Raw genomic sequence first — 25,679 nt, forward strand, 5'->3', positions numbered from 1 at the left:
GTGGTGTCACGAATTGCCCATGACAGGTGTCATTGCTTGTTGGCGTAGCCAACCGTTGGATTCCACTCCCAGACTTTCTGGCAGGCAGGCCATCCTGGTTTATAGTCCACGCGGGGACGGCGCTTTTGTACCCATCGGATTGCCTGCTCGATTTCGTCGAGGACGCTGTCGAGATTCCAATTGATGCATGAGTCTGTGAACCTTAGGATTATCCAGCCGTGCAGCGTGCCGGAGTTGGTCTTCCAGCGATCTGTGATGAACGAGTCCTCGTTGGCGTGGTACTTCTCTGAGTCAACTTCGATGGCTATTTTCCACTGGTCAAGCAGGATGTCGAAGCAGTAGGGGCCGATGTACTGGTTCATTCGGATGCGGTACCCGCGCTTGATTAGTGGACGGGCCAGCTTGCGCTCGAGTTCGCTGCATGAGCCAATCGGCGTGGTGGTGATGGTTTCACGCAGCCATGCGGGGACTTTCCGCATCCGGCTGAGGTCGTGGTTGAGTCGCTTCTCGCCGCCCCGGCCGGCGTAGTGTGTTTCCAGGATTCTGCGTGCATAGTCTTTTGAAGCTCGTGCTGCCCAGAGTGCTTCGACAACTGGGAGGCCATTGATGTCGGTGTAGGCCGGCAGACGACTGTGCCTAATGGAGAAGGTCTCGGCCTGAACTGATCCCGCGCCCTCTGCCTGGATAGGAAGTGTCAGGGGAAGTCTCAAGTGGATTTGAGCTGCGCTTTTACCGCTTAGCGCAATGCTTTTGTAATGCCCCGTGATTGCTCGGGCGACTGAGGCGGGAGAGTGGTCGTCAATGTAGAGGCCTCGTACCAATTTAGTTAGCCTGCCTTGTTGTAGGAGGGCTCTGGTCTTTTTCTCTCCGATGCCGAGTGCACGCAACTCGGCCGTGGTGAAACTTCCCATGGTCGGGACTCTAAGCTTTTGCGGCCCAGGGGATTTTCTGTGAGAGAGGCTCCGTGTCCAATCTGTGGACAACTTTCAGGGTGTGGATAACCCAGGCCTCCCGCAGCCTCGCAGCCTTGCAGCCTCGCAGCCTCGCAGCCGTGGACCATCGATAAGACGGCTTGCGCTTCACCACGAGCCAGCCGCTGCGCACTAAGGGCCAGCTGGTGAAGCGGAACCCGCCTTTGCTGGCCTGGCACCGACTTTATGCCAGCCTTGTCCAAATCTGTGCCGATTTTAATGTTGGTCCGGAACTCGACAGCCGCTCCTAGGCTCTGGACCCCAGCCCTGGGCCCCAGCCCTGGATAGCCCAAAGCCCCAGGAAGTAACGTAACCAGCCGCTTTCAAGACAGCCTTCGCTACGCTGGGAACTATGGCATTTGCAGCAGAGCAACCCGTCCTCGCACACTCGGAGTTCCGGCCCGTCGGTGAAGTCGAGCGCGCTGAGGGAAACTTCGAGGTCATCAGTGAATTCGAACCGTCGGGCGACCAGCCGCAGGCAATCGCGGAACTGTCGGAGCGCCTAGATAGAGGCGAGCGCGAGGTCGTTCTGATGGGTGCCACGGGTACCGGTAAGTCAGCCACCGCAGCGTGGTTGATCGAAAAGGTGCAGCGGCCAACCCTCGTCATGGCACCGAACAAGACGCTGGCGGCCCAGCTGGCCAATGAGCTCCGCAGCCTGCTGCCAAACAACGCGGTCGAGTACTTCGTTTCGTACTACGACTACTACCAACCCGAGGCCTATATCGCGCAGACCGATACCTATATTGAAAAGGATTCCTCCATCAACGAGGACGTGGAGCGACTGCGCCACTCGGCTACTTCAGCGCTGTTGTCGCGTCGCGACGTAGTCGTCGTCAGCTCTGTTTCTTGCATCTATGGCCTGGGTACCCCGCAGTCCTACCTCGACCGTTCGGTGTGGCTGAAGGAGGGCGAGGAAGTCGACCGCGACCAGTTCCTGCGCCTTTTGGTGGACATTCAGTATGCCCGCAATGACATCGCCTTTACCCGCGGCACCTTCCGAGTAAAAGGTGACGTGGTCGACATCATCCCGGCCTACGAAGAAAAGGCAGTGCGGGTGGAGTTCTTCGGCGACGAGATTGATTCGCTGTACTACCTCAATCCGGTCACAGGCGACGTCATCGACCAAGTCCCGGAGCTGCGCATCTTCCCAGCTACGCACTATGTCGCCGGCCCGGAGCGCATGGAACGCGCCGTCGCGGACATCAAGGCCGAACTCGCCGAACGCCTGGCGGATCTGGAAAACCGCGGCAAGTTGCTGGAAGCACAGCGCCTGCGCATGCGCACGGAGTACGACCTCGAAATGATTGAACAGGTCGGCTTCTGCTCCGGCATCGAGAACTACTCGCGCCACATCGATGGTCGCGCGCCGGGCTCGGCCCCCGCGACGCTCATTGACTATTTCCCGGAGGACTTCCTCACCATCATCGATGAGTCGCACGTCACCGTGCCGCAGATTGGCGGCATGTTCGAGGGCGATGCCTCCCGTAAGCGCAACCTCGTCGACTTCGGTTTCCGCCTGCCATCGGCGTTGGATAACCGCCCGCTGACGTTCGACGAATTCGATGCCCGAGTGGGCCAGGTCGTGTTTATGTCCGCAACGCCGGGTGACTATGAGCTCGAGAAGGCCGGTGGCGAGTATGTGGAGCAGGTCATTCGTCCGACTGGGCTGGTGGACCCCAAGATCGTCGTTAAGCCTACTGAGGGGCAGATTGATGATCTGATCGGCGAGATCCGAAAGCGCACCGAGCGTGACGAGCGCGTTCTCGTGACCACCCTGACGAAGAAGATGGCGGAGGACCTGACCGACTACCTGCTCGAAAATGGTGTGCAGGTGCGGTACATGCACTCGGATGTGGATACGCTCAAGCGCGTTGAGCTGCTGCGACAGTTGCGGCTCGGCGAGTACGACGTGCTGGTCGGCATTAACCTGCTGCGCGAGGGCCTCGACCTGCCCGAGGTTTCGCTGGTGGCAATCCTCGACGCCGATAAGGAGGGGTTCCTGCGTTCGGAGCGCTCGTTGATTCAGACGATTGGTCGTGCCGCGCGAAACGTCTCCGGCGAGGTGCACATGTACGCCGACAAGATCACCGATTCCATGCGGTTCGCCATCGACGAGACGGAGCGCCGCCGCGAAAAGCAGATTGCGTACAACACCGAGCATGGCATCGATCCGCAGCCGCTGCGCAAGAAGATCGCGGACATTCTGGATCAGGTCTACGACAACGCTGACACCGATTACGAAGGCAAGACCGGTGCGGCCGCTGATGCGCTGCTCTCGCGTGCCGACGGCTCGGGCGCGGCCGATGGTGCCAGCGGTAAGCAGATGCCGAGGGCTGAGCTCGAGGCGCTTATCGCGGACCTGTCGGAGCAGATGGCCGCGGCTGCGCGAGAGTTGAAGTTCGAGCTCGCGGGGCGCTTGCGCGATGAGATTTTCGACCTCAAGAAGGAACTTAAGGGGATGATTGAGGCCGGTGTCGAGTAGTTTTTTGCTACTGTTGTGGGAAGTAAAACAGTGTATTCGCGAAAGTGGCTCTGGCCAGTGGGTTCGGGGCAACGACGGCGTTACGCACGATGAACTGTTTTAATGCAACTTCCACAGTGAGGGATAGTTTTCATGAGTGATTACAAGACCATTGTTGTCGGCACGGATGGTTCTAAGTCGTCGCTGCTCGCAGTAGAGCGCGCTGCCTCGATTGCCGCTGCTTTCGATGCCACCCTGGTTATCGGCTGCGCTTACTACGAGACTGCAGAGGATGCGTCCAAGACCCTGCGCCAGGATTCGGTTCAGGTCCTCGGTGATGATCCGGCTCAGAAGAACCTGGCTGCTGCTAAGGAGGCCGCAGAGGCCGTCGGCGCTACCAAGGTTGAGACCGAGGTTCGCTCCGGCTCCCCGGTTGAGGCTCTGATGTCTCTGGTCACCGACCGTCGCGCTGACCTGCTGGTGGTTGGTAACCGCGGCATTAACTCGCTGACTGGTCGTCTGCTGGGCTCTGTGCCGGCTGATGTTGCTCGCCAGTCGGACTGTGACGTCATGATCGTTCACACTGTGAGCTAATAAAACGGTGAGCTAATAAGACCGTGAGCTAACAATTTAGCCTTCGCTTTAAACCGGCACCTCTTAGATGAGGTGCCGGTTTTTCTATTGCCGGCCGGTGATAACCCCTTCTTCAACTACAAAAGGCCAGCTGATTCCATTTCTGGTTAAGACCTGGTTGCGAAGGGATTCAGGAAGAACTTCGGTACGGCTGCCATAGCCCATGAGGTACTCGTCAAAAGCGGGCAGTCGAAGCGTCAGTGAAAGCGCGGCTTCAAGCTCGGCCTCAGCTACGTTCTGCTGCCATGCCGGCATGAAGTACTCATTTTGTGCGAGTCCTTCGCCGGTGAATTCTGTGTCAGTTGGCGCGTCCGGAGAGGCAGAGGAATCGAGGGAGAAAGGAACTATTAAGTGGTCGATAAGCTTAAAGGCCTTTTTCGCTTGAGTTTTCGTCAGCCCCAGCCACCACGCGAAGTCAGCTACACAGATAGGTCCGCGGGAATTAACATAGCGCCAGGCAATGTCGGCCAGCGTGGATTCAGCTGAGTGTTCTGTGCTGGAGCCCTCCGTGGTATTTGCTGAGAGGCCGCCTTTGAAAGTTACGTCGGCAAGCAGGACGAAGGTATCTTCGGATCCTTTTCGTGGCCCTTGGACGACAGCACCTTCGCCGCCGAATGAGCGCAGTAGGTGAGGGCCTCTTTGTTCCGTGGGGTCTATTCCATGATCTGCGAAAACCTCATAGGCTTCAGTCCGAGTCAGCGGGTCGGACAGGCCACGTGAGCGCAATTCGGAATGAAATGCTGCCCTTGCGGTCTGCACATCATCTTGAGAAAGCCCGAGTGTCGTACGACGTCTTGCGGCCGCCTTTTCGATGCGCGGATTCGTCAACCTCATAATTGCTCCCGCGTCTTGCGCTGAAACAAAGTGCAGGGTGCCTCGTTGCGACCAACAGCGAACGATGTCGTAAGAAGAAATGGCTGCTAAAACATCGTCGGTGGTGCTGCCACTGCGCAAGGCGATGGCATCAACACCGTTCGAATAATTCTGTCCTTGCAGAGCAACCATGCCATGCGTTGCTGATAATGCAGGCGACTTGAGGTTTGTATTCCAATCGCTGCGTGCTTGACTTGCAGCTAACCCCTGGGCAATGAGACGGCGTGCGCGAAGTTCAGCTAGCTGAGGTAGATAGTTTTGGGACATAATGTCTCACTCATTCTGTACGGCACTATCCTCGTCATTCTAACCATTGCAGCTCCGGCAAAACGCCCGACTGCTGAGGCGCCACAACAATTAGCCCCTGGGTCGCACGAGTCAGTGCAACGTACAGGTCCTGTAGCCCCTGTGGGGATTGCGCCACAATCTGGTCGGGCGCAACGACGATGACCTCGTCGAATTCCAGGCCTTTTGAGGTCGTGATGTCGTAGACCGCGCAGTTGGTGAGTTTGCTGGGGCGAGTAGCAGGTGCGTCATCGGCGGCACTAGCCCCGCCAGCACCATCAGGGTCACCATCTCCATCAGCTCCACCACCGAGGAACTCCCGCACCTCCGCGCGCGTGGCTTCGAGCAACTCGGCGGGCGCGATTACAGCGACCAGGCGGTCTGGCTGCGCAACCTGCTCCACATGCGCCAGAGCCTCCGTCACGGTGCGAGCCTGGACAGGCTTGCGGCCGGTCGCGCGGATCGACTGCGGCGCCTCCAGCTCCGGATCAATCTGAGCCAGGACGCTGGCGGCAACCTCCATCACCTCAGCTGGGGTGCGGTAGTTGACGGTCAGCTCGTGGAGATGCCACCTCGCGCCGATGATGGGTTCCAGCACATCGTCCCAGGTCGCGGCACCTGCGGGGGAGCCCGTCTGGGCCACGTCACCGACGAGAGTCATCCAGCCGTTGGGGCTGCGGCGGCGCAGCATTCGCCAGGCCATCGCGGAGAGTTCCTGAGCCTCGTCGACGATGACATGGCCGTAGGCCCACAGGCGATCCGCCGCCGCCCGCTCGGCGGTGGATCGCAGGTCGCGCTCACGGTGGCGTTCGGCCAGTGCCTCGGCATCGATGACGTCATACGCTGACAAGATCTCGGCCTCGAAGCCGTCGTCAAGATCCTGGGACGCAGAACTGGACAGGGTATCCAACGCGCCCTGCGCTTCCTCGACGCGGGCCTGCCAATCCTCTTCATCGGCCTCCGCGTCACCAACTGGGCCGAGGAGTTCCGCCAGCTCGTCGAGAAGCGGGGCGTCGGAAGGCATCCAGTCGGTGCCTTCCGGCCGGTAGAGAGCCTCGCGCGTCAGCTCGTCGTAATCGGTGGCGGCGTAGTCGATGGCCTCGCGAGAGCTCAGCAGTTCCGACAGCACCCGCTCGGGCGTAAGCGCAGGCCACAGCTCATCGAGGATGTCGGCAACTGCTCCGGATTCGTCGATTTCGTCGCGTAGATCGGCAATGTCGGTCACGGACAGCAGGTTTTCGCCGCCCAGCGGATCGGCACCGATGACCTCGGCCATCTGTGCGGCCAGGAGCTCCACCACGTGATCGCGGAAAATCGGGCGAGCCAGATTGTGGGGTTTACGAGTCCTCCGCGCACGCGTGCGTGCAGCTTTCACCATGTCAGGTGTGATCGTCAGGGTGATGTTGTCGTTCCGGACTTCAAGAGGTTCCGCGGGCAGCTCCTGGTAGGCCCGCACGGCCTCACGCAGGATCGTGAGCATCTCAATCGAGCCCTTAACTTCCTGCGCAACCAGGGGTTCGGGGTTGTGCCCGTCGATAAGCGCGTCGGAACCGCGCACGCCGGGGTAGAGATCGGCGATGGTGGTCAGCACCACGCCCGTTTCGCCGAGGCTCGGCAGCACGCGGGAGATGTAGTCGAGGAAGGTTGTGTTCGGGCCGATGATGAGGACACCGGTTTTCGCCAGTTGATCGCGGTAGGTGTAGAGAAGCCATGCGACGCGATGCAGCGCCACCGCCGTCTTGCCCGTGCCGGGGCCGCCCTGGACGACCAGGGTGCCGCGGGTGGAGTCGCGGATGATGAGGTCCTGCTCGCGCTGGATGGTCTCCACAATGCCGCGCATATGGCCGGTGCGCGCTTGATTCATGACCTCCCGCAGCACCGATTCGCCACCGACGCCCGCTTCAACTTCGGTCTCGTGTGCGCTGTCGGCTTCCTCGCCGGAGAGCCATTCGTCGTCAATGCTGCGGACCTTCCGGCCGTGAGTGCGCAGGTGTCGGCGCAGGCTGACTCCCTCGGGATGCGCGGTCGTGGCCAGGTAAAACGGGCGCGCACCGTCGGCACGCCAATCCATGATGACCGTGCGGTAGTCGTCGTCTTCATCGGACAGGCCGATTCGCCCGATGTATCGCTTATCGACGGTCGCCCCCGGCCCTTCCTCTGACAAAGGATTGTCGGGGTCTGTGTCATCGATATCGATTCGACCAAAGACCAGGCCAATCTCGGCTGAGCGGTAGCGGTCCAGATTAGCCTGTAGTCGGTGGTATTCCACCTCGCGTTCAACGCGGGCTTGCGGGTCTGGGTCGTCGATGAGCATGACCTGGCGCAGGTACTCTTGGTCGCGCTCGCGTGCCCGGTCGAGGAAGCTGAACGCACGGTCGACGTAGGCCTGTTCGGCAGCGAGGATGCTTTCTTCTTCTCGCTGTGGTGCTGAACTTGCCTGGTCCGGCAGACCTGCCTGGCCAGTGTGGCCAATGCGGCCTGTCTGGTCCTGCCCGGGCTCGGATGCGCGCGACGCCAACCTGGTCTCCTCAACGAATCGCAAAATTAGTGCTAACTGATGTGCTGAATGAATATAAAAATATGAAAACGCTCCCGCACGCGTAGTGGCGTGGGGAGCGTTTAAGTATACCGCTTTAACTGCGGCAGCAAACTTACTGCAGGCGCTTCTGCGCCTTCTTTGCGGACTTCTTGGCCTCCTTGGAAGCCTTGGCTGCGCGCTTGCGCAGTTCCTTGCGCTGCTTGCGAGTGTCCTTCTTGAGATCCTTGCCCAGGTCCTCGGCATAGTCGCGCGCGTCCTCAGCGAGCTCGGTGGCCTTGGCAATCCAGTCGTCCTTGTTGTCCTCGACGTAGCTCTTAGCGGTGTCGAAGGCGTCGGTGAGCTGCTCGCGCCAGCCGTCCTTGTTGTCCTCGACGTATTCACGAGCGCCATCGGTGGCCTCAGAAGCGCGGTCGCGGAGCAGGCCGGCCTTTTCGCGGACGTTCTCGCCGGCGGAAGCGAAGGCTGCGCTGATTTCCTCAGTGCGCTGCTCGGTTTCAGACTTGGTCGGCAGGGCAGCCTGAACCTTCTTGTTCAGCTGCTTGCCTGCCTTCTCAGCGCGCCAAGCGACACCCGGCTTGCCGTCGGTGTCAGCAGTAGCCAGGAAGAGGCCGCCCAGCAAACCGATGTCGGTCAGGAAACCAGTGCGGCGAGCCGCCTTCTCCTTCGAATCCTGGGTTTCCCAGAATGCGTGGCGAGCGAGCATCGTCGGAACTTGTGCAGCGACCAGAGCGGTGGCGGACAGGCGTGGGGCCTTACCCAGAGCGTAGAGGGAACCCGCAGCAACCTTGGTGCCAGCGACGACCTGGACAACCAGCTTCTCGCTATTTGGCACGTACTTGTTGTACTGGTTCGGGGTTACGGAGCGGACGCGGGCAATCAGGTCGCGTGCGCCCTCTTCATGATCCTTCTGGTTCATCAGCGTGTCGACACCGTCGGCAACGAAAACCGAGGCCAGCATTGGTCGGGCAAACTTGCGAATCATCTAAATTCCATCTCCTTTGTCGTCCAGGTGAAACCGTGTTTTTGGCCATCTGGTCGCTGTAATTCACTATTAATCCTACGCAGCCCGGCCTATTTATGTCGCGGGAATGACAAGTTTTTCAGAAGCTGCGGCACCATCCAGCACTACCGACCACGCTCATCCAGCGCTACCAACCACGCTGGCGCCAGTTCTCGACCTCGGGGCTCTCGACACCAACTGTGGTGTCTTTGCCGTGGCCGGGGTGAATCACCGAGTCGGCGGGGTAGACGCGGAAGACACGGCTCTCGACATCGTCGATAAGCTGCGTGAAATCCTCGGGCGAGTACGTTTTGCCGACACCGCCTGGGAAGATGCTGTCACCGACGAAGAGGTGGTGTGACGGGGTGTCGTCGGAAAGCGCGCCGGCTTCCTTGGCGGACAGGTCGAGGCAGAGGCCGCCCTTGGTGTGTCCGCGAAGGATGAACGTGGGCAGCGTGATGTCCTCGCCGAACGTGATGGTCTCGCCGCCGTCGAGCTGCTGGTCGGCGGGCTCGGGAATGTCGGCAGCGTCGAGGCTGGACGTGATGTGGCGGGCCGGGAATGACTGCAGGAGCTCGCCGAGCGCCTGAACGTGATCGCCGTGGGAGTGCGTGGTGACAATCGTGCGGACCTGCGCGCCGACGTGCTCAACCAGGCGGATTAGGTGGTCGGCGTCGGTGGCGGCGTCGATAAGTAGAGAATTGTCGGGCTCGCGGGAGTCGACCAAAAGGTAGACGTTGTTCTCCATCGGTCCGACGGAGGTCTTGTAAATAGTGACATTGCCGTAGTCAATGCGCTCAACGCCGCGCGTGCTTGGCGAGTTGGAGTAGGGGCTGATTGTAATGTCGTCGTTCATGCGCCCCAGGGTAATGAGGTGTCTGTCGGCGCGCTAGGAACGCAACGTAACCACGAGTCTCTGAACACATGTGCGAAAAATTGGTTATGGGCTGTAGACTAGTCGGCAGTGAATCGTCGACGAATTGAGGTTTCCCACTGTGGCTGAACGTCTAGTGGTCAGAGGCGCCCGCGAGCATAACCTGCAGGGTGTTGACATCGATTTGCCCAGAGACAAGATGGTGGTTTTCACCGGTCTGTCGGGGTCGGGTAAATCGTCACTGGCATTTGACACAATTTTCGCCGAGGGCCAGCGCCGTTACGTGGAGTCGCTGAGCTCCTATGCGCGCATGTTCCTGGGGCAGATGGAAAAGCCCGATGTAGAGATGATTGAGGGGCTCTCGCCGGCGGTGTCGATCGACCAGAAGTCGACGAACCGCAACCCGCGCTCGACCGTCGGAACCATCACTGAAGTGTATGACTACCTGCGTCTTCTCTACGCGCGCACCGGTACACCGCACTGTCCGACCTGTGGGGAAGTAATCTCCTCACAGACTCCACAGCAGATCGTCGATCAGGTCATGGAAATGCCGGAGGGCACCAAATTCCAGGTCCTCGCACCCGTCGTGCGCACGCGCAAGGGTGAATTCGTCGACCTGTTTGAACGCCTCGCATCCGAGGGATACGCGCGTGTCATCGTCGATGGTGAAATGCACCGTCTGACGGATCCGCCGAAGCTGAAGAAGCAGGTCAAGCATGACATTGACGTGGTCATTGACCGTCTCCAGGTGAAGGAGTCGCAGCAGCGCAGGCTCACCGATTCCGTCGAAACGGCGCTTCTGCTTGCCGACGGCGTCGTGGTCATCGACGCCGTTGGGCTAGAGGCGGACGACCCGCGTCGAACCCAGCGGTTCTCGGAGAAGATGGCCTGCCCGAATGGGCACCGTATTGCTATCGATGAGTTGGAGCCACGGTCGTTTTCCTTTAACTCGCCGTATGGTGCGTGCCCGGAGTGTGACGGTATCGGTACCAAGCTGGAGGTGGACACGGACCTGGTGATTCCAGATCCGTCGCTGCCGACGATTGAGGCGATTGCGCCGTGGCGGCAGACGCTGAACAAGAAGTACTTTGAAAAACTGGTCGAGGGGCTCGCCACCGAGATGAGCTTCGACCCGACCACGCCTTTTGAGGAACTTACAGCGCCGCAGCGCAAGGCTCTGCTGCATGGTTCCAGCCACAAGGTCACGGTGCGTTACCGCAATCGGTATGGCCGCACTCGCCAGTACACCGCACCTTTCGAAGGCGTGATGCCGTACCTGCACCGCAAGCTGTCACAGGCGGAGAGCGACTCTCAGAAGGAGCGTTTCCAGGGGTACATGCGTGAGGTGCCGTGCCCGGCATGTAGCGGTACTCGTTTGCGTCCGGAAATTCTTTCGGTGACGTTGGATTCGGCGGAGTTCGGGCAGAAGAATATTGCCGAGCTGACAGAGCTATCGGTTCACGATGGCTCGGCATTCCTGAATTCGCTGACTCTGGGCAAGCGCGAGGAAATGATTGCCGGGCGTGTTCTGCGTGAGGTGCAGGCTCGTCTGAAGTTCCTGCTTGACGTTGGCCTGGATTATCTGTCCCTGTCTCGTTCGGCAGGCACGCTGTCCGGTGGTGAAGCGCAGCGAATTCGTCTGGCCACACAGATTGGTTCGGGGCTCGCTGGCGTGCTCTACGTCTTGGATGAGCCCTCGATTGGTCTTCACCAGCGTGATAACAACCGTCTAATCAAGACTCTGAAAAACCTGCGCGACCTGGGCAATACCCTGATTGTGGTCGAGCATGATGAGGACACGATTCGCGAGGCCGATTGGCTGGTCGACATTGGGCCAAAGGCCGGTGAATACGGTGGGCAGATCGTCTACCAGGGTGAACCGTCTGGCATCGTTGACTGCGAGGAATCACTGACAGGTGCGTATCTCTCGGGTCGTCGGGTATTGGCGGTGCCGGAGAACCGTCGTGCGATTGATAAGTCGCGCATGGTGACGGTCAAGGGCGCTCGCGAAAACAACCTGAAGAAGATTGACGTGAAGTTCCCCCTCGGCGTGTTGACCTGCGTTACGGGTGTTTCCGGGTCCGGCAAGTCCACCTTGGTCAACGAAATCCTGGCCAAGGTGATGAGCAACGAGCTCAACGGTGCTCGTCAGGTGCCGGGTCGACACAGCCGCGTGGAGGGGTTGGATCAGCTGGACAAGCTGGTGCAAGTTGATCAGTCGCCGATTGGTCGCACCCCGCGTTCCAACCCAGCGACGTACACCGGTGTGTTCGACAAGATCCGCAATCTCTTCGCCGAGACACAAGAGGCCAAGGTTCGTGGCTATAAGCCCGGTCGATTCAGCTTCAACGTCAAGGGCGGCCGCTGTGAGGCGTGTAAGGGCGACGGCACCATCAAGATTGAGATGAACTTCCTGCCGGATGTCTATGTGCCTTGCGAGGTTTGCCACGGCGCGCGCTACAACCGCGAAACGCTGGAGGTTCGTTACAAGGGCAAGACCATCGCTGAGGTTCTGGACATGCCCATCTCCGAGGCAGCGGAGTTCTTCGAGCCGATTCAGTCGATTGCGCGTTATCTCAATACGCTTGTCGACGTCGGCCTGGGCTATGTCCGTCTCGGGCAGGCGGCAACCACACTCTCGGGCGGTGAGGCTCAGCGTGTAAAGCTGGCCAGTGAGCTGCAGAAGCGCTCCAATGGCCGGACGGTCTACATCTTGGATGAGCCGACCACGGGGCTGCATTTTGAGGACATCCGCAAGCTCATGTTGGTGTTGCAGGGCCTGGTGGACAAGGGCAACACCGTCATTGTCATTGAGCACAATTTGGATGTCATCAAGTCTGCGGATTGGATCATCGACATGGGGCCGGAAGGCGGCTCCGGCGGTGGCACCGTGGTTGTAGAGGGCACGCCGGAGGATGTCGCGAACTGTTCCGGCTCCCACACCGGGCAGTACCTGAAGCCGCTGCTTAAGTAGCTTAGGTAGTCGGCTCGTTTCCGTCGGAAATTCCAGGACCGTCGGTGCGGGTGAAGCCTTCCAGTTTGTCAGCAACGGGGTCGGCATCGGCAGCGGCGGCAGCGTCAGTATCGCTGGCGGTGCCGTCACGCTCCGGTGCCGCCGGCTCCTCGGCACTCTTCTGCTTTGCCCCGGAGACCGCCATGGCCAGCAGAATCAGACCACAGCCGAGGAACGCCAAGGCGCGGATAACGCCATCGAGCGTTGCCATGTCGTAGAAGATCAGCTTGACGATAGACAGCGCCGCAATCGTTAAACCCGCTGCCAGTCGCGCCGGAATGTGGTGGAACCTCTTCGATAGCACCAGCATGCCGGCAATCGTGGCCCAGAAAATACTCAACAACATGTGTGCAGCGTTGAAGCTCACGCCAATAGTCGTGAGCAGCATGATAAATGGCATACCCAGTGCAGCCAGGCCAATCAGTGCAAAAGCTGGCGGTAGCTGCGACCTCGCTGCCGTCACGGCCAGGCCGACGTCGGCGCACAGCAGGAACAACAGCGAAAGCATTTCTGCCCACGTTGCCGAGTAGTCGTCCGCAGCACCGGCATTCAATGCTGCGGGCAGGATGTAGAGGTGTACTACCGTTGCGCCGAGCAGCCAGGTCAGTGCCGCAATCTTTGTATATGGTGCGACGGCATCCCGGGTTGGTTCAGGAGCCTGTAGTCGTGCGCCAATCGCGCCGTGCTTCGGTGCTGTGGCCAGCGCCCAGACAAAGAGCGCGGCACCGATAGAGATTGGGATGAGACCCCAAGAGTGGGGTCCAGTATCGGCTCCTGAGCTCCTTTCCGGGCCTGCCACCGCGAGCGCTAGCCAGGGCAGAATTGCCGTGGCTAAGGCCATTGGGGCGAGATAGCGGAAGCTGGCACGGTTCCAAAGGAATACTGCAGCAATTGCGATGAACAGCACGAATCCGCCGTAGAGCAGCAACCAGAGGCTGGAGGTGGACTGTGCGGCGTTGACCGTGGGGACTGCAGCTACAACCGGAGTCGAGAAGGCAACTACTGACGTGATGGTGACCAGATCGTCTTCCCAGGTGCTGGTTTCCGAAGGCTCGTCGTCAAGCTCGGGAGTGAGTTGGCGAGCCAACGCCAGCGGGCCGAACTGGGCAAACGCGAAAAGGGCAATGGTGAGTGCGGCGATTGCGGGCATCACCAGTGCATTGTTGGTCGTGATTACGCCGATGAGAACGTTTGCGCCGAGCAGGAATGCGACTACGTACTTCCGGAAGGGGACGTTCAGGAGGCCGACGATAGCGGCGATGACCATCAGTTGAAGGGTGATTTGCGCGAGCGAGGAGCTCAGCGGGCGGGCGTGGAAGTTGAGGCCGATCGTCGCCCACAGCATTAATCCGGTGTTGATTGTGATTGTCCACGCCGCGGTTGCACTCGACTTCGTCCACCGCGCGCCGTATAGACCGACTGCGGCGAAAGGCAGCATGATGACCAGCGTCGCGGCCACCGGAATCCAGTCGAGGAGGTAGGACATCGACATCGTTGTCAGGTGCGCAGCGGCTAGTGATGTCGCAATCAACGCCGTCACACCAGCAGGCGGTGCTTGACGACGGTGCGCTCGCACAGCCGCGACCGCGAGCACGGCGGCCAACAAGTAAGCCAGGACCACACGACCGGCCGGTCCAATCAGGCCGGATTGGATTGCGACCGCGACGAAAAACGCGATACCGGCAGCGGTGATGAGACCACCGAAGATGGCGATGATTCTGATGATTGCCTTCTCGTTGCGCCACCAGGGCTCGCGAGGTTCGCGCGGTGCCTCTGGCAGCTTCGGTGGCGGGGTGGAGTCTGTGGGAGAAGACTGTGGCGAGGGAGAAGACTGTGGCGACTTCGAATCCCGCCGCCATTGGTGGGCAGAGGGGAAGCCGAACATCGGCTGCGCAGTTGCGTCGCTCTGTGGCAGGGGTGCTGGTTGGTTCCGCCAGTCAGCTTGCGTTGGCGGTGGTGGCACCTGCATCTGCTGAGACTGCTGGGGATACTGCGGTGTGGCCAGCGTCTGCTCAGCCTGCGGTTCCCAACGGGGACGAGGTGCCTGCTCTAGTGGCGGACTGGGCGCTGGCGGCGGTTGCGGATTGTGTTGAGGTGTCCCTTGAGGTGCAGCATGGGGCGGCGCTTGAGTCGCACCTTGAGGCGCGTGCGGTCCAGTCGGCGTTTGCCCGCTTTCCTGAGAAAGGCGCACCTGCCAAGTATGAGTCAGCTGAGCCAGCCGAAGCGAGCTAGCTTCGAGATCTGCCAGAGCATGGGAAAGCTCTGAGACGGAGTCGCCGGTCAGGACAAAATCGCCGGTCGGAGGCTTGTCGTATCGGGCGGAATGCTGATTAGGATCGGTGTTCTCGGCTTTAGGGCCAAAGCCGTTGGAGCCAGTATTCATGGTGACGACTTTAATCGTGTTTGGCCTAAAAACTATGGAGAGAATCTACCAATCTGATTACAATTCGGATTGCACTTTTAAGCGCTCGGTAGTGCGCCGGGGAGCTGGTGGTAAATAACCTGGCATAAGCGTCGGTTTTGGTGTGCGAGAATAGCTGTGTTAACATCTCGTCTACGACCGCCAGAATGCGATGTTTGCTGCCTTCGGGGAGCATTTAGTTGCATTCGGCAGCGAAGAGGATTTAAGTCCCACCCTAGGTGCGCCAAAGAATTACGGTAGCGCCGGGGTCCACCCTAATCGGTGATGTCACATCGCACGATTGGAAGGCGTCCTTATACAGTGTGTAGTAATCCGCTGTAGACGCGTGGCTTTTCTTCCTTTCCCGCTTGCTATCGCGGTTTGAAACGAAGATTGTTCAGGTTCAACCTAGGAGGCCACATCAGCGCTGAAGCTCGTATTAACGAGGATATTCGAGTACCGGAAGTCCGCCTTGTAGGACCGAATGGTGAGCAGGTGGGCGTTGTCCGCACCGGTGACGCACTCAAGCTCGCTTACGAAGCAGACCTTGACCTGGTTGAGGTTGCTCCGCGAGCAAAGCCGCCGGTCGCCAAGATTATGGACTACGGCAAGTTCAAGTACGAACAAGCCCAGAAGGCACGCGAGGCTCGAAAGAACCAGCAGCAGACTGTGGTCAAGGAGCAGAAGTTCCGTCCGAAGATTGATGACCACGACTACGAAACCAAGAAGAATAACGTTGTTCGTTTCTTGGAAAAGGGTTCGAAGGTCAAGGTCACGATTATGTTCCGTGGCCGTGAACAGTCTCGTCCAGAACTGGGATTCCGCCTGTTGGAGCGTCTGGCCGCCGATGTCGAAGAGTACGGCACCGTCGAGTCTCGACCGAAGCAGGACGGTCGCAACATGACTATGGTCCTGGGGCCGGTTCGGAATAAGGGTAAGAAGTAACCGACCTGACCAGAAATGGTTGTAAACGAGATTTTTGCGCCACGAGCGTCAAAGATCGGTAGGGGAGAGTTTTAACATGAAGCAGAAGACCCACAAGGGCACCGCAAAGCGCATCAAGGTTACCGGTTCCGGCAAGCTGCGCCGCGAGCAGGCTAATCGCCGCCACCTCCTGGAGGGCAAGCCGTCCACTCGTACCCGTCGCCTGAAGGGCACCACGGACGTTGCTAAGTCGGACGTCAAGCGCGTCAAGCGTCTGCTGGGCAAGGCTTAGTTTTTCAAGCCTCGTCCCAGGGCAATCGCCCTCTTAATTTCACTAGTTCTTAAAGACAACGAAAAGGAAGTATCACCGTGGCACGTGTGAAGCGGTCTGTTAACGCTAAGAAGAAGCGTCGCGAAGTTCTCGATTCCGCAAAGGGCTACCGTGGTCAGCGCTCCCGCCTGTACCGCAAGGCCAAGGAGCAGATGCTCCACTCCAAGACCTACGAGTTCCGCGATCGCCGCCACCGTAAGGGTCAGTTCCGTCGTCTGTGGATTCAGCGCATCAACGCTGCTGCCCGCGCTAACGACATCACCTACAACCGCTTCGTCCAGGGCCTGAACCTGGCTGGCGTTGAGGTTGACCGTAAGAACCTGGCTGAGCTGGCTGTCAACGACCCGCAGGCATTCGCTGCTCTGGTCAAGGTCGCTAAGGACGCTCTGCCGGAGGACGTCAACGCTCCTGCTGCTAAGTAAAGCAGCTACGAGGTAACTCGTACGTAGCGTCGGCAAGCGTCTGCTTACTGGCAGTGCGCCTGCCAACATCTTTGAAAAACCACCGTCGATTGGGTTAACGAATACCCTCGGCGGTGGTTTTTCGTATTCGCACTGGCCTGCTGGCGGTTATGAATCCCGAGCCGCATCACTAGGATTAATCACTATGAACTCTGCGCTGTACTTCAACGACGAGCCGTTTACTCCTCGCACTCCGCGAGTCTCGGCGGCTATTCAGCTCCACCGTGCGGCCAAGCGGAAGAAGGCCGGTCGCTTCCTCATTGAGGGCTTCAATTCCGTCGATGCAGCTATCCGCGCAGAGGCTGTCGTGGAAATCTTCGTCACCGCTGCCGCCGCCGAGCAGTTCCGAGAGCTGCTCACGGGGTATCTCGAATCTGGGACGCAGCGTAAGTCTGTTTCGCTTATCGACGACTCCGCTGCCCGCTCTTTGAGCGAAACTGTCACCACCACCGGACTCTTCGCCGTCTGCGACACCAATGCGGTGTCCACTTCGTTGGAAGAGGCTATTGAGGTTGGAAAGCGGTCCGGCTGTTTGGTGATTCCGGTGGAGTGCAATGACCCGGGTAATGTCGGCACGATTGTGCGTATGACTGATGCTCTCGGAGCTGGTGCGGTTATCCTTGCTGGCGATTCGGTTGACCCGTTGAATTCTAAGGCCGTGCGTTCCTCGGCAGGTTCTGTTTTTCATACCCCTGTCGCACGCGAGCGCGATATTGACGTCGTTATGGAGAAAGTTAGGGAAGCGGGCTTTACCACCCTCGCCACGGCGATGGATGGCGCTCTCACGCTCGGCGTTGATGCGCTTCCCGACGGTCCCGTCGCCTGGCTTTTCGGCAACGAAGCCCATGGCCTGTCGGAGGAGATTACGGCCTCGGCGGGGGCAAGTGTGTCCATCCCGATTAAGGGCGAGGCAGAGTCGTTGAACCTCGCCACCGCAGCGGCCATGTGCCTGTGGGAGACGGTCCGGGGTAAGTAGGAAACCTCGATGGTGAGGTGCGTGCACGTGTGCAGTTATCCTCGACTATGATTGTTCCATCACAAGAACTGATAGTCCTATATAGAAGTGGTTGACACGTGAGCGATTCGCCAAATCCTATCGATCTTTCCGAGGACGCCCTCCAGGCGGCTGCGCAGAAGGCCACGGATGCCTTTGATGCTGCCGGCAACCTGGATGAGCTTTCTGCCGCCCGCCGTGAGCACTTGGGGGATGAAGGGTACATTCCGCAGGCTCGCCGCGCGCTGGGCTCCATTCCGAAGGCTGAGCGCAAGGATGCTGGACGTCGCGTAAATGTTGTTCGCGGAGCCGTCGAAAAGCGCTATGCAGAGCGTCTTGCCGTGCTGGAGGAAGAGGAAAACGCGCGCCGTCTGGTCGCGGAGCGTATCGACGTGTCGGTGGACACCACGCGGGGCCAGCGCGGCGGCATGCACCCAATTACCATTCTGTCCGAGCAGATCGGTGACATCTTTGTGGGCATGGGCTGGGAAGTTGCCGAGGGCCCGGAGGTCGAAGCCGAGTACTTCAACTTTGACGCACTGAACTTCCTGCCGGATCACCCGGCTCGTACTCTGCAGGATACTTTCCACATTGCGCCGGAAGGATCCAAGCAGGTGCTGCGTACGCACACCTCGCCGGTCCAGGTTCGCACTCTGCAGTCACGTGACCTGCCGATTTACGTTATCTGCCCGGGCCGTACCTTCCGCACCGATGAGCTCGACGCCACCCACACCCCGGTCTTCCACCAGGTGGAGGGACTCGCTGTGGACAAGGGGCTGACCATGGGGCACCTGCGCGGCACGCTGGATCACATGGCAAAGGCGCTGTTCGGTCCGGAGACCAAGACCCGCATGCGCACCAACTACTTCCCGTTCACTGAGCCGTCCGCTGAGGTTGACGTCTGGTTCCCGAATAAGAAGGGCGGCGCAGGCTGGATCGAGTGGGGTGGCTGCGGCATGGTCAACCCGAACGTGCTGCGTGCCTCCGGTATTGACCCGGAGGTGTACTCGGGCTTCGCGTTCGGCATGGGCCTGGAGCGCACCCTGCAGTTCCGCAATGGCCTGACCGACATGCGCGACATGGTCGAAGGCGACGTCCGCTTCACGCAGCCGTTCGGTATCCGCGGCTAATTCACTGACCTACAGATAGGAGTTTTACTTACATGTTCATTCCACAGTCGTGGGTCACTGAAATCGTTCGCGGCCCAGAGAACACCATCAACCCGGACTGGTCCGTCACCCCGGACGAGTTGGATGAGGGCTTTGTCCGCGTTGGTTTTGAAACCGAGGGGCACGAGCCGCTGGAGAAGGTCGAGGGGCCGCTGGTTTTCGGCCGCGTCGATCACATTGAGGAGCTCGAGGGCTTCAAGAAGCCAATTCGCTTCTGTCAGGTCAATGTCGGTGATGCCAATGGCACCGGCGAGCTGCAGGAGATTATCTGTGGTGCCCGCAACTTCGAAGAGGGCTCCATTGTCGTCGTCGCGCTGCCGGGCTGCGTGCTGCCGGGTGGATTCGAAATTTCCGCACGGAAGACTTACGGCAAGGTTTCCAACGGCATGCTCTGCTCCGAAGCTGAGCTGGGCATGACCGATTCCTCCGCCGGTATTCTCACGCTGCCGTCGGCCCCAGCTGAGCTGGGTTCGTGCGCCAAGGAGTTCATCGGTCTCGATGACGAGAAGTTCGAGGTCAACATCACTCCGGACCGCGGTTACGCGCTGTCGGCCCGCGGTTTGGGCCGCGAGATCTGCTCCGCCTTCAACCTCGACTTCGCCGATCCGGCCAAAGTCAAGGAGCTGCCGGTCGAAGGTGAGGTCCTGAACGTCACTATCGACGAGGACACCGACACCCGCCGCTTTGGTCTGCGCCGTGTCACCGGCATCGACCCGAACGCCGAGACCCCGTGGTGGATGCGTCGCCGCCTGCTGCTGGCTGGTCAGCGTCCGGTCAACGTGGCCACGGACGTCACCAACTATGTGATGCTACTGCTCGGTCAGCCGATGCACGCTTTCGACGGTTCCAAGATCGCTGGTGGCCTGCACATCCGCAACGCTAAGGCCGGCGAGACTCTGACCACCCTCGACCACGTGGACCGCAAGCTCGACCCGGCAGACGTTGTCATCTGCGACGACAATGGTATTCAGTCGCTGGCCGGCATCATGGGTGGTCTCACCTCCGAGATTGCCGACGACACCATCGATGTGGTCTTCGAGGCCGCCAACTGGTCGCCGCTGCATGTCTTCCGCAGTGGTCGCCGCCACAAGCTGAGCTCCGAGGCTTCACGACGTTTCGAGCGCGGCGTGGACACCGCTCTGGTCGAGCCGGCTCTGGATCTGGCCTGCCAGCTGCTCGCTGACATCGCCGGCGGCACTATCGACACTGGTCGCACCCTGCTCGGTGAGGTTGCCACCATGCCGACTATTGACTTTGCCGTCAACCGCGCCAGCGAAGTTGCGGGCGTTGATTACCCGCGTGAGACCGTCATTGGACGCCTGCGCGAGGTCGGTTGCGAGGTCGTCGACAACGGTGACCGCCTGGCTGTCACTCCGCCGACCTGGCGCTCGGACCTGACCATGTCCGCTGACCTGGTTGAGGAAATCCTGCGTCTGGAAGGTCTGGAAGACATTCCGGTTATCCTCCCAATCGCCCCGGCCGGTCGCGGTCTGACTGAGCGTCAGCTGCGCCGCCGCTTCGTCGGTCACGCGCTGGCCCACAATGGCTACCTGGAGATTCTGCCGACACCGTTCATTGCCAACGATGTCTTCGACGTCTGGGGCCTGGACGCTGATGACCCGCGTCGTAACACCGTCAAGGTCATCAACCCGTTGGAGTCCGACCACACTCAGCTGGGCACGACTCTGCTGCCGTCCATGCTGGAGTCGCTGAAGCGCAATGTTGCTCGCGGCCAGGTTGACCTGTCGCTCTACGGTGTGGAGCAGGTATCCATCGAGCGCGGTAACGGTGTCTCGCCGATGCCGTCTACCGCGGGTCTGCCGAGCGAGGCCGAGCGCGCCGAGCTGCTGGACTCGCTGCCGGAGCAGCCGCTGCACGTCGCCACTGTCGCCTGCGGTCGTATCCGCCTGGATAGCCCGTGGGGTGACGAGGCCGCGTACACCGTCGCGGACGCCATCGAAGCCGCGCGCATTGTTGCCCGCGCTGCCAATGTCGAGCTGGAGATCCGCAACGCTGAGGTGCTGCCGTGGCACCCGGGCCGCTGCGCTGAGCTGCTTGTCGACGGCGAGGTCGTCGGCCACGCCGGTGAGCTGCACCCGAAGGTATGCAAGGATGCTGGTCTGCCGGAGCGCACCTGCGCTATGGAGATTAATCTCGATGCGTTGCCAGTGACTGAGCACCTGCCGGCGCCGGTACTCAGCCCGTTCCCGGCTGTCCACCAGGACGTCGCGCTTGTTGTCAGCGATGAGGTCTCCGCCGCAGAGGTGGAGAAGACTCTGGTGGAGGGTGCTGGTGAGCTCCTCGAATCCATTCGTATCTTCGATGTTTACCGTTCCGAGCAGATGGGCGAAGGCGTTCGCTCACTGGCGTACTCCCTGCGTTTCCGCGCGCCGGACCGTACGCTGAAGGAAGAGGAAGCTTCCGCAGCTCGCGAGGCGGCCATTGGGCTGGCCACTACCCGTCACGGCGCTCAGCTGCGCGGCTAAAAGGGGAGACCCCGGGGAGAGATACCCATGATTGGCAACTTGCGGCACCGCGGCAACAGGCTGAATAGCGCAGAGGCACGAGAGCAGCGCGTTGGAGTGCGCGCGGTGAGCAGCGCGAAGCCTGCGGCGACTGTGGCTGCAGCTGCTGTCACGGCAGGTCTGTTGCTCACCGGCGCGCCGAGTGCGGCTGCGCTGGTTGGCGGGGAGGCTGCTGCGCCTAGTGTGGCGGCGGACTCCGTGGTGTCAATCATGGTCCAGACCAGTCCCCATACCGGAAACTTTTGCACGGGAACTGCAATCGCCCCGCAGTGGGTAATGACCGCCGCCCACTGCGTGCGTGATGTCCCGCAGCAGGCTGGGGAAGTAGAGGTCGGTTTCGGTCAGGATTCCCACCGTGTTCCTATCGATAGCTGGGAAATTGCGCCCACCGGTGACGTAGCGCTTGTTCACCTTGCGGGCGACGCAGCTCTTCCGGGGTATCCCGCAATGGAACGTCGTCAAGCGTTTTCGGAGCAAGAAACGGCAGGCACGGTCTATGGGCGATCGCTGCTCGGCGATGTTGCGGATGGCACGCTGCCGTCGGCGACCGTCACCGCTTCGATGTGTCCGGTGAAGTATCAACAATGCGTGCGGGAAGACTCCGTGTTGGCGCGCATGGAGCGCCCCGCGGCGTTGCAGGTAGGCGATTCGGGCGGACCACTTTTTATCGACGGCCAGCTAGCGGCGGTGTTCTCGGGCGCGGTGGCTTTTGATGGCAGCGTGGCACCGGAGGAATCCGGTTACTATCTCTACACCACGACGTCATCGGTGGCGCAGTGGGCAGATGGCGTGATGAGTCAGGAGCCAAGCGTCGTAGTTGAATAGTCCGGCGTTGAGTAATCCGGCGTGCTGATTGAATGACCGGCGCGCTCAGTGAACGAAGAGTATGTACCGACGACGGCGTTATATTCATAATTCACTCACGTCACATCGATAGAATTCCAGCACTTTGGCAATGAATTCTATGAATATCTTGCAACACAGTGAATAAAAGTGTTGAATGTTTGGCATGAGTATTTCCGTTGCCATTGCCGGTGCGACCGGTTACGCAGGAGGAGAGATCCTCCGCCTCCTGTTGTCGCACCCGGTGTATCTTTCCGGCGAACTGACCATCGGCGCACTAACGGGAGCATCCAACGCGGGTGCTCGCGTGGGCGACATTATGCCTCATGTGGCACCTTTGGCTGACCGCCGTATTGAGCCGACTAATGGTGACACACTCGCTGGGCATGACGTGGTGTTCCTCGGTCTGCCCCACGGTCATTCGGCTGCGATTGCAGAGCAGTTGGGGGATGACACGGTGATTATTGACTGCGGCGCGGATTTCCGCCTGCAGGACGCCACTGAGTGGGAGCACTACTACGGCTCGGAGCACGCCGGTACCTGGACTTACGGCATTCCAGAGCTGCCGGGCAACAGAGAAGTAGTCGCTGCTTCCAAGCGCATTGCTGTGCCGGGTTGTTTCCCCACTGGTGGCACTATTACGGCACTGCCGGCAGTTGCAAAGGGCCTGGTCAAGCCGGATCTGTCCGTTGTTTCTATCACCGGTACCTCTGGTGCGGGCAAGAAGGCAGCTGTGCCCCTGCTCGGGTCCGAGGTTATGGGCAATCTCCGCGCCTACAACACTGCGGGCAAGCACCGCCACACCGCAGAATTCCTGCAAAACCTCAAGCCGTACGCAGAGGATCTCACCGTCAGCTTCACGCCGGTGCTCGCCCCGACGTCACGCGGCATTCTCACCACCATCACCGCCCCGCTTGTCGACGGGGTGACGGAGGCAGCCGCACGGGAGGCCTACCTTGAGTTCTACAAGGGTGAGCCGTTTGTGCAGGTGTTGGCCGAAGGGCTGCAGCCGCAGACGCAGTCGGTAATTGGCTCTAACTTGGTTCAGATTCAGGTTGAGGTAGATGAACGCGCCAAGCGTCTGGTGTTGACCTCGGCGATTGACAATCTGACAAAGGGCACCGGTGGTGCCGCAGTTCAGTGCATGAATTTGGTTACTGGACAGAATGAAACTGCAGGACTTCCACTGGTAGGAGTTGCCCCATGATGAAGGAAGAAAAAGAAGGTCTCGTCAACGTCGCTGGTGACGAAGGCGGCGTATGTGCACCTCAGGGGTTCGCGGCCAGTGGTGTCATTGCAGGCATCAAGGTCAGCGGAAACCCGGACATGGCGCTCATCGTAAACCAGGGGCCGGAGAAGACTGCCGCGGCTGTCTTTACTACCAACCGTGTCCAGGCTGCGCCGGTGGCGGTATCCAAGAAGCATATCGCTGACGGCAAGCTGTCAGCTGTGGTGCTGAACTCGGGCAATGCCAACGCCTGCAATGGTCAGCCGGGTATTGCCGATGCCCTCGAAGTCTGCCAGAAGGTTGCAGATGAGCTCGGCGTCGATGTTACCGAGATTGGCACCTGCTCCACCGGCTTGATTGGTGACCGGTTGCCGATGGACATTGTGCTGGCAGGTGTGCCGAAGCTTTGTGAGAACCTGGGCAGCGATGCCGCCGCAGGTACAGCTGCAGCAGAAGCCATCTTGACCACTGACTTGGTGGCAAAGCAGGCCGTTGCGCATGGTGACGGATTCACTGTCGGCGCTATGGGCAAGGGTGTTGGCATGATTAGCCCGTCGATGGCCACGATGCTCGGTGTGATTACGACGGATGCGTCGGTAAGCGCAGAAATGGCGCACGAGGCTATTGCCAAGGCTAGTGAGGTTACGTTTAACCGCCTAGATATTGATGGCTCCACATCCACCAATGACACCGTCATCATCTTGGCCAACGGTGCCTCTGGTGTGAAGCCCTCGCAGGAGGAGCTCGACCAGGCAGTGCTCAGCGTGTGTGATTCCATCGCACGCCAGATGCAGTCGGACGCCGAAGGCGTGACCAAGCGTGTGTCCGTGACCGTGCGTGGCACCGGTGGCGCGGAAGATGCCCTGGTAGCTGCTCGAATTATCGGCCGCGACAACCTCTTCAAGTGTGCGATGTTCGGTTCGGACCCGAACTGGGGTCGTGTGCTGGCGGCTGTCGGCACTGCGCCGGTGGATATGGATCCGGAGCACATCACCGTTTCCTTCAATGGTCACGTAGTCTGTCGCGATACCGGTGGCACGCCAGATGCACGTGAAGTGGATCTCTCCGGCAAGGACATTGCCGTTGAGGTTGACCTCGGTACTGGTAATCCGGAAGAGGCCACGATTCGTACGACTGACCTTTCCCACGACTACGTCCACATCAACTCGGCATATTCGTCGTAAAGGTTTTGAGGAGACTCTGCAATGGTTCACCAGTTGACCGAAGGGCTGTCCTTCGAACAGCGGGCACATGTGCTGGCGGAAGCACTGCCGTGGCTGCAGCACCACCGCGACAAGATTGTGGTGGTCAAGTACGGCGGTAACGCGATGACCGACCTGAAACTGAAGAAGGCCTTCGCGCAGGACATGGTTTTTCTGCGCACCGTGGGTGTGAAGCCGGTGGTTGTCCATGGTGGAGGCCCCCAGATTTCGTCGATGCTCAAGCGCCTGGGGCTGGAAGGAGAGTTCCGAGGCGGTTTCCGTGTCACGACTCCGGAGGTCATGGAAATTGTCCGCATGGTGCTCTTCGGGCAGGTCGGCCGCGAACTGGTGAACCTCATCAACGCCTACGGCCCCTATGCAGTGGGTACCTCTGGTGAGGATGGCGGCCTGTTCACTGGTACCCGACGCACGGTAAATGTCGGTGGCAAGGAGACAGATATCGGGCTGGTTGGCAATATCACCGAGGTGCACTCGGAAACGCTATTGGACCTGATTGATGCCGGACGTATTCCGGTGGTCTCTACGATTGCGCCGTCCGCTGATGGCAAAGAGGTCTACAACATCAACGCCGACACGGCAGCAGGTGCACTGGCATCGGCAATTAACGCGAACCGTTTGGTGATTCTGACTAATGTCGAGGGTCTCTACACGGATTGGCCGAACCGCGATTCGCTGGTGTCGAAGATTTCCACTTCGCATCTGCGAGAAATCCTTCCGACGCTGGATTCCGGAATGATTCCGAAGATGGAGTCCTGCCTGAACGCAGTAGATCGGGGAGTGCCTGCAGCCCACGTTATCGACGGCCGCCAGCCACACTCGGTGCTGCTGGAGCTGATGACTTCCGGCGGTATCGGCACAATGGTAGAGCCCGGATAAGGCAGAAAAGACTGACAAGAATTTAGCTACACACGTTAGGCAGGTCGAAAGA

19 protein-coding genes are annotated in these 25,679 nt (G+C 59.9%); 13 read left to right on the top strand and 6 right to left on the bottom strand.

Features of this window, described 5'->3' with window-relative positions; translation table 11 throughout:
* Positions 1–29: 29 nt before the first annotated feature.
* Positions 30–911 (bottom strand): type IV toxin-antitoxin system AbiEi family antitoxin domain-containing protein, encoded by an 882-nt coding sequence (locus HMPREF2857_RS02260; protein WP_069359792.1) that lies wholly within the window; start codon positions 909–911, stop codon positions 30–32.
* A gap of 412 nt (positions 912–1,323) precedes the next feature.
* On the opposite strand from HMPREF2857_RS02260, the gene uvrB reads away from it, so the two are divergent.
* Together uvrB and HMPREF2857_RS02270 are read left to right on the top strand one after the other, a co-directional pair.
* Positions 1,324–3,456 (top strand): excinuclease ABC subunit UvrB, encoded by a 2,133-nt coding sequence (uvrB, locus tag HMPREF2857_RS02265; RefSeq protein ID WP_070642524.1) that lies wholly within the window; start codon positions 1,324–1,326, stop codon positions 3,454–3,456.
* 132 nt (positions 3,457–3,588) lie between these two features.
* Positions 3,589–4,029, top strand: coding sequence for a universal stress protein (locus tag HMPREF2857_RS02270; RefSeq protein ID WP_005511992.1), 441 nt, complete (start codon positions 3,589–3,591; stop codon positions 4,027–4,029).
* A gap of 84 nt (positions 4,030–4,113) precedes the next feature.
* Here HMPREF2857_RS02270 and HMPREF2857_RS02275 read toward each other — a convergent pair whose 3' ends face one another.
* The 4 genes from HMPREF2857_RS02275 to HMPREF2857_RS02290 form a co-directional block, all read right to left on the bottom strand.
* Entirely contained in the window at positions 4,114–5,208 is a 1,095-nt protein-coding gene (locus HMPREF2857_RS02275) for a DNA glycosylase AlkZ-like family protein (protein WP_070642526.1), read from the bottom strand.
* 34 nt (positions 5,209–5,242) lie between these two features.
* Positions 5,243–7,744: a HelD family protein gene (locus tag HMPREF2857_RS02280; RefSeq protein WP_070642529.1), complete on the bottom strand. Its 2,502-nt coding sequence runs from the start codon at positions 7,742–7,744 to the stop codon at positions 5,243–5,245.
* A gap of 133 nt (positions 7,745–7,877) precedes the next feature.
* A complete protein-coding gene (locus HMPREF2857_RS02285; RefSeq protein WP_016422909.1) occupies positions 7,878–8,747 on the bottom strand; it encodes a DoxX family protein in 870 nt (289 codons plus the stop codon).
* 166 nt (positions 8,748–8,913) lie between these two features.
* Positions 8,914–9,621, bottom strand: a complete 708-nt coding sequence (locus HMPREF2857_RS02290; RefSeq protein ID WP_070642532.1) for an MBL fold metallo-hydrolase — start codon at positions 9,619–9,621, stop codon at positions 8,914–8,916.
* 139 nt (positions 9,622–9,760) lie between these two features.
* Here HMPREF2857_RS02290 and uvrA point away from each other — a divergent pair, with 139 nt between their 5' ends.
* On the top strand, positions 9,761–12,613 hold the full coding sequence (gene uvrA / locus HMPREF2857_RS02295) for an excinuclease ABC subunit UvrA (RefSeq protein ID WP_016422907.1): 2,853 nt from the start codon (positions 9,761–9,763) through the stop codon (positions 12,611–12,613).
* Between the two features lies 1 nt (position 12,614).
* Here uvrA and HMPREF2857_RS02300 read toward each other — a convergent pair whose 3' ends face one another.
* A complete protein-coding gene (locus tag HMPREF2857_RS02300) occupies positions 12,615–15,035 on the bottom strand; it encodes a DUF2339 domain-containing protein (protein WP_070642534.1) in 2,421 nt (806 codons plus the stop codon).
* 411 nt (positions 15,036–15,446) lie between these two features.
* On the opposite strand from HMPREF2857_RS02300, the gene infC reads away from it, so the two are divergent.
* From infC to argB, 10 genes are all read left to right on the top strand, one after another.
* Positions 15,447–15,998 carry a translation initiation factor IF-3 gene (infC, locus tag HMPREF2857_RS02305; protein WP_005511730.1) on the top strand — a complete coding sequence of 184 codons (552 nt, stop codon included), beginning with the start codon at positions 15,447–15,449 and terminating at the stop codon, positions 15,996–15,998.
* A 76-nt stretch (positions 15,999–16,074) separates the two neighbouring features.
* The gene (rpmI, locus tag HMPREF2857_RS02310; RefSeq protein WP_005511726.1) at positions 16,075–16,269 is read left to right on the top strand and encodes a 50S ribosomal protein L35; all 195 of its coding nucleotides are present in this window, start codon (positions 16,075–16,077) and stop codon (positions 16,267–16,269) included.
* 77 nt (positions 16,270–16,346) lie between these two features.
* The gene (rplT, locus tag HMPREF2857_RS02315; RefSeq protein WP_005511721.1) at positions 16,347–16,730 is read left to right on the top strand and encodes a 50S ribosomal protein L20; all 384 of its coding nucleotides are present in this window, start codon (positions 16,347–16,349) and stop codon (positions 16,728–16,730) included.
* 184 nt (positions 16,731–16,914) lie between these two features.
* Positions 16,915–17,745: a TrmH family RNA methyltransferase gene (locus tag HMPREF2857_RS02320; protein ID WP_070642537.1), complete on the top strand. Its 831-nt coding sequence runs from the start codon at positions 16,915–16,917 to the stop codon at positions 17,743–17,745.
* A gap of 98 nt (positions 17,746–17,843) precedes the next feature.
* Positions 17,844–18,893, top strand: a complete 1,050-nt coding sequence (gene pheS / locus HMPREF2857_RS02325) for a phenylalanine--tRNA ligase subunit alpha (RefSeq protein WP_070642540.1) — start codon at positions 17,844–17,846, stop codon at positions 18,891–18,893.
* Between the two features lie 32 nt (positions 18,894–18,925).
* Entirely contained in the window at positions 18,926–21,418 is a 2,493-nt protein-coding gene (pheT, locus tag HMPREF2857_RS02330; protein ID WP_070642542.1) for a phenylalanine--tRNA ligase subunit beta, read from the top strand.
* A 27-nt stretch (positions 21,419–21,445) separates the two neighbouring features.
* The gene (locus HMPREF2857_RS02335) at positions 21,446–22,282 is read left to right on the top strand and encodes a trypsin-like serine protease (RefSeq protein ID WP_070642545.1); all 837 of its coding nucleotides are present in this window, start codon (positions 21,446–21,448) and stop codon (positions 22,280–22,282) included.
* A 184-nt stretch (positions 22,283–22,466) separates the two neighbouring features.
* On the top strand, positions 22,467–23,507 hold the full coding sequence (gene argC, locus HMPREF2857_RS02340; RefSeq protein ID WP_180802892.1) for an N-acetyl-gamma-glutamyl-phosphate reductase: 1,041 nt from the start codon (positions 22,467–22,469) through the stop codon (positions 23,505–23,507).
* Positions 23,504–24,712 (top strand): bifunctional glutamate N-acetyltransferase/amino-acid acetyltransferase ArgJ, encoded by a 1,209-nt coding sequence (gene argJ, locus HMPREF2857_RS02345; protein WP_048732213.1) that lies wholly within the window; start codon positions 23,504–23,506, stop codon positions 24,710–24,712. The genes argC and argJ overlap by 4 nt, the downstream gene beginning before the upstream one ends.
* A gap of 21 nt (positions 24,713–24,733) precedes the next feature.
* Complete coding sequence (argB, locus tag HMPREF2857_RS02350; RefSeq protein WP_049193940.1) at positions 24,734–25,627, top strand: acetylglutamate kinase; 894 nt, start codon at positions 24,734–24,736, stop codon at positions 25,625–25,627.
* Positions 25,628–25,679: the final 52 nt, after the last annotated feature.

Source organism: Corynebacterium sp. HMSC076C10 (assembly GCF_001812455.1).
Classification (GTDB): domain Bacteria; phylum Actinomycetota; class Actinomycetes; order Mycobacteriales; family Mycobacteriaceae; genus Corynebacterium; species Corynebacterium jeikeium_D.

What these genes read in the sequence shown, in the direction of transcription:
- HMPREF2857_RS02260 (WP_069359792.1), bottom strand. Translation starts at nt 911, where the DNA reads ATGGGAAGTTTCACCACGGCCGAGTTGCGTGCACTCGGCATCGGAGAG.
- uvrB (WP_070642524.1), top strand. Translation starts at nt 1,324, where the DNA reads ATGGCATTTGCAGCAGAGCAACCCGTCCTCGCACACTCGGAGTTCCGG.
- HMPREF2857_RS02270 (WP_005511992.1), top strand. Translation starts at nt 3,589, where the DNA reads ATGAGTGATTACAAGACCATTGTTGTCGGCACGGATGGTTCTAAGTCG.
- HMPREF2857_RS02275 (WP_070642526.1), bottom strand. Translation starts at nt 5,208, where the DNA reads ATGTCCCAAAACTATCTACCTCAGCTAGCTGAACTTCGCGCACGCCGT.
- HMPREF2857_RS02285 (WP_016422909.1), bottom strand. Translation starts at nt 8,747, where the DNA reads ATGATTCGCAAGTTTGCCCGACCAATGCTGGCCTCGGTTTTCGTTGCC.
- HMPREF2857_RS02290 (WP_070642532.1), bottom strand. Translation starts at nt 9,621, where the DNA reads ATGAACGACGACATTACAATCAGCCCCTACTCCAACTCGCCAAGCACG.
- HMPREF2857_RS02300 (WP_070642534.1), bottom strand. Translation starts at nt 15,035, where the DNA reads ATGAATACTGGCTCCAACGGCTTTGGCCCTAAAGCCGAGAACACCGAT.
- rpmI (WP_005511726.1), top strand. Translation starts at nt 16,075, where the DNA reads ATGAAGCAGAAGACCCACAAGGGCACCGCAAAGCGCATCAAGGTTACC.
- HMPREF2857_RS02320 (WP_070642537.1), top strand. Translation starts at nt 16,915, where the DNA reads ATGAACTCTGCGCTGTACTTCAACGACGAGCCGTTTACTCCTCGCACT.
- pheT (WP_070642542.1), top strand. Translation starts at nt 18,926, where the DNA reads ATGTTCATTCCACAGTCGTGGGTCACTGAAATCGTTCGCGGCCCAGAG.
- HMPREF2857_RS02335 (WP_070642545.1), top strand. Translation starts at nt 21,446, where the DNA reads ATGATTGGCAACTTGCGGCACCGCGGCAACAGGCTGAATAGCGCAGAG.
- argC (WP_180802892.1), top strand. Translation starts at nt 22,467, where the DNA reads ATGAGTATTTCCGTTGCCATTGCCGGTGCGACCGGTTACGCAGGAGGA.
- argJ (WP_048732213.1), top strand. Translation starts at nt 23,504, where the DNA reads ATGATGAAGGAAGAAAAAGAAGGTCTCGTCAACGTCGCTGGTGACGAA.
- argB (WP_049193940.1), top strand. Translation starts at nt 24,734, where the DNA reads ATGGTTCACCAGTTGACCGAAGGGCTGTCCTTCGAACAGCGGGCACAT.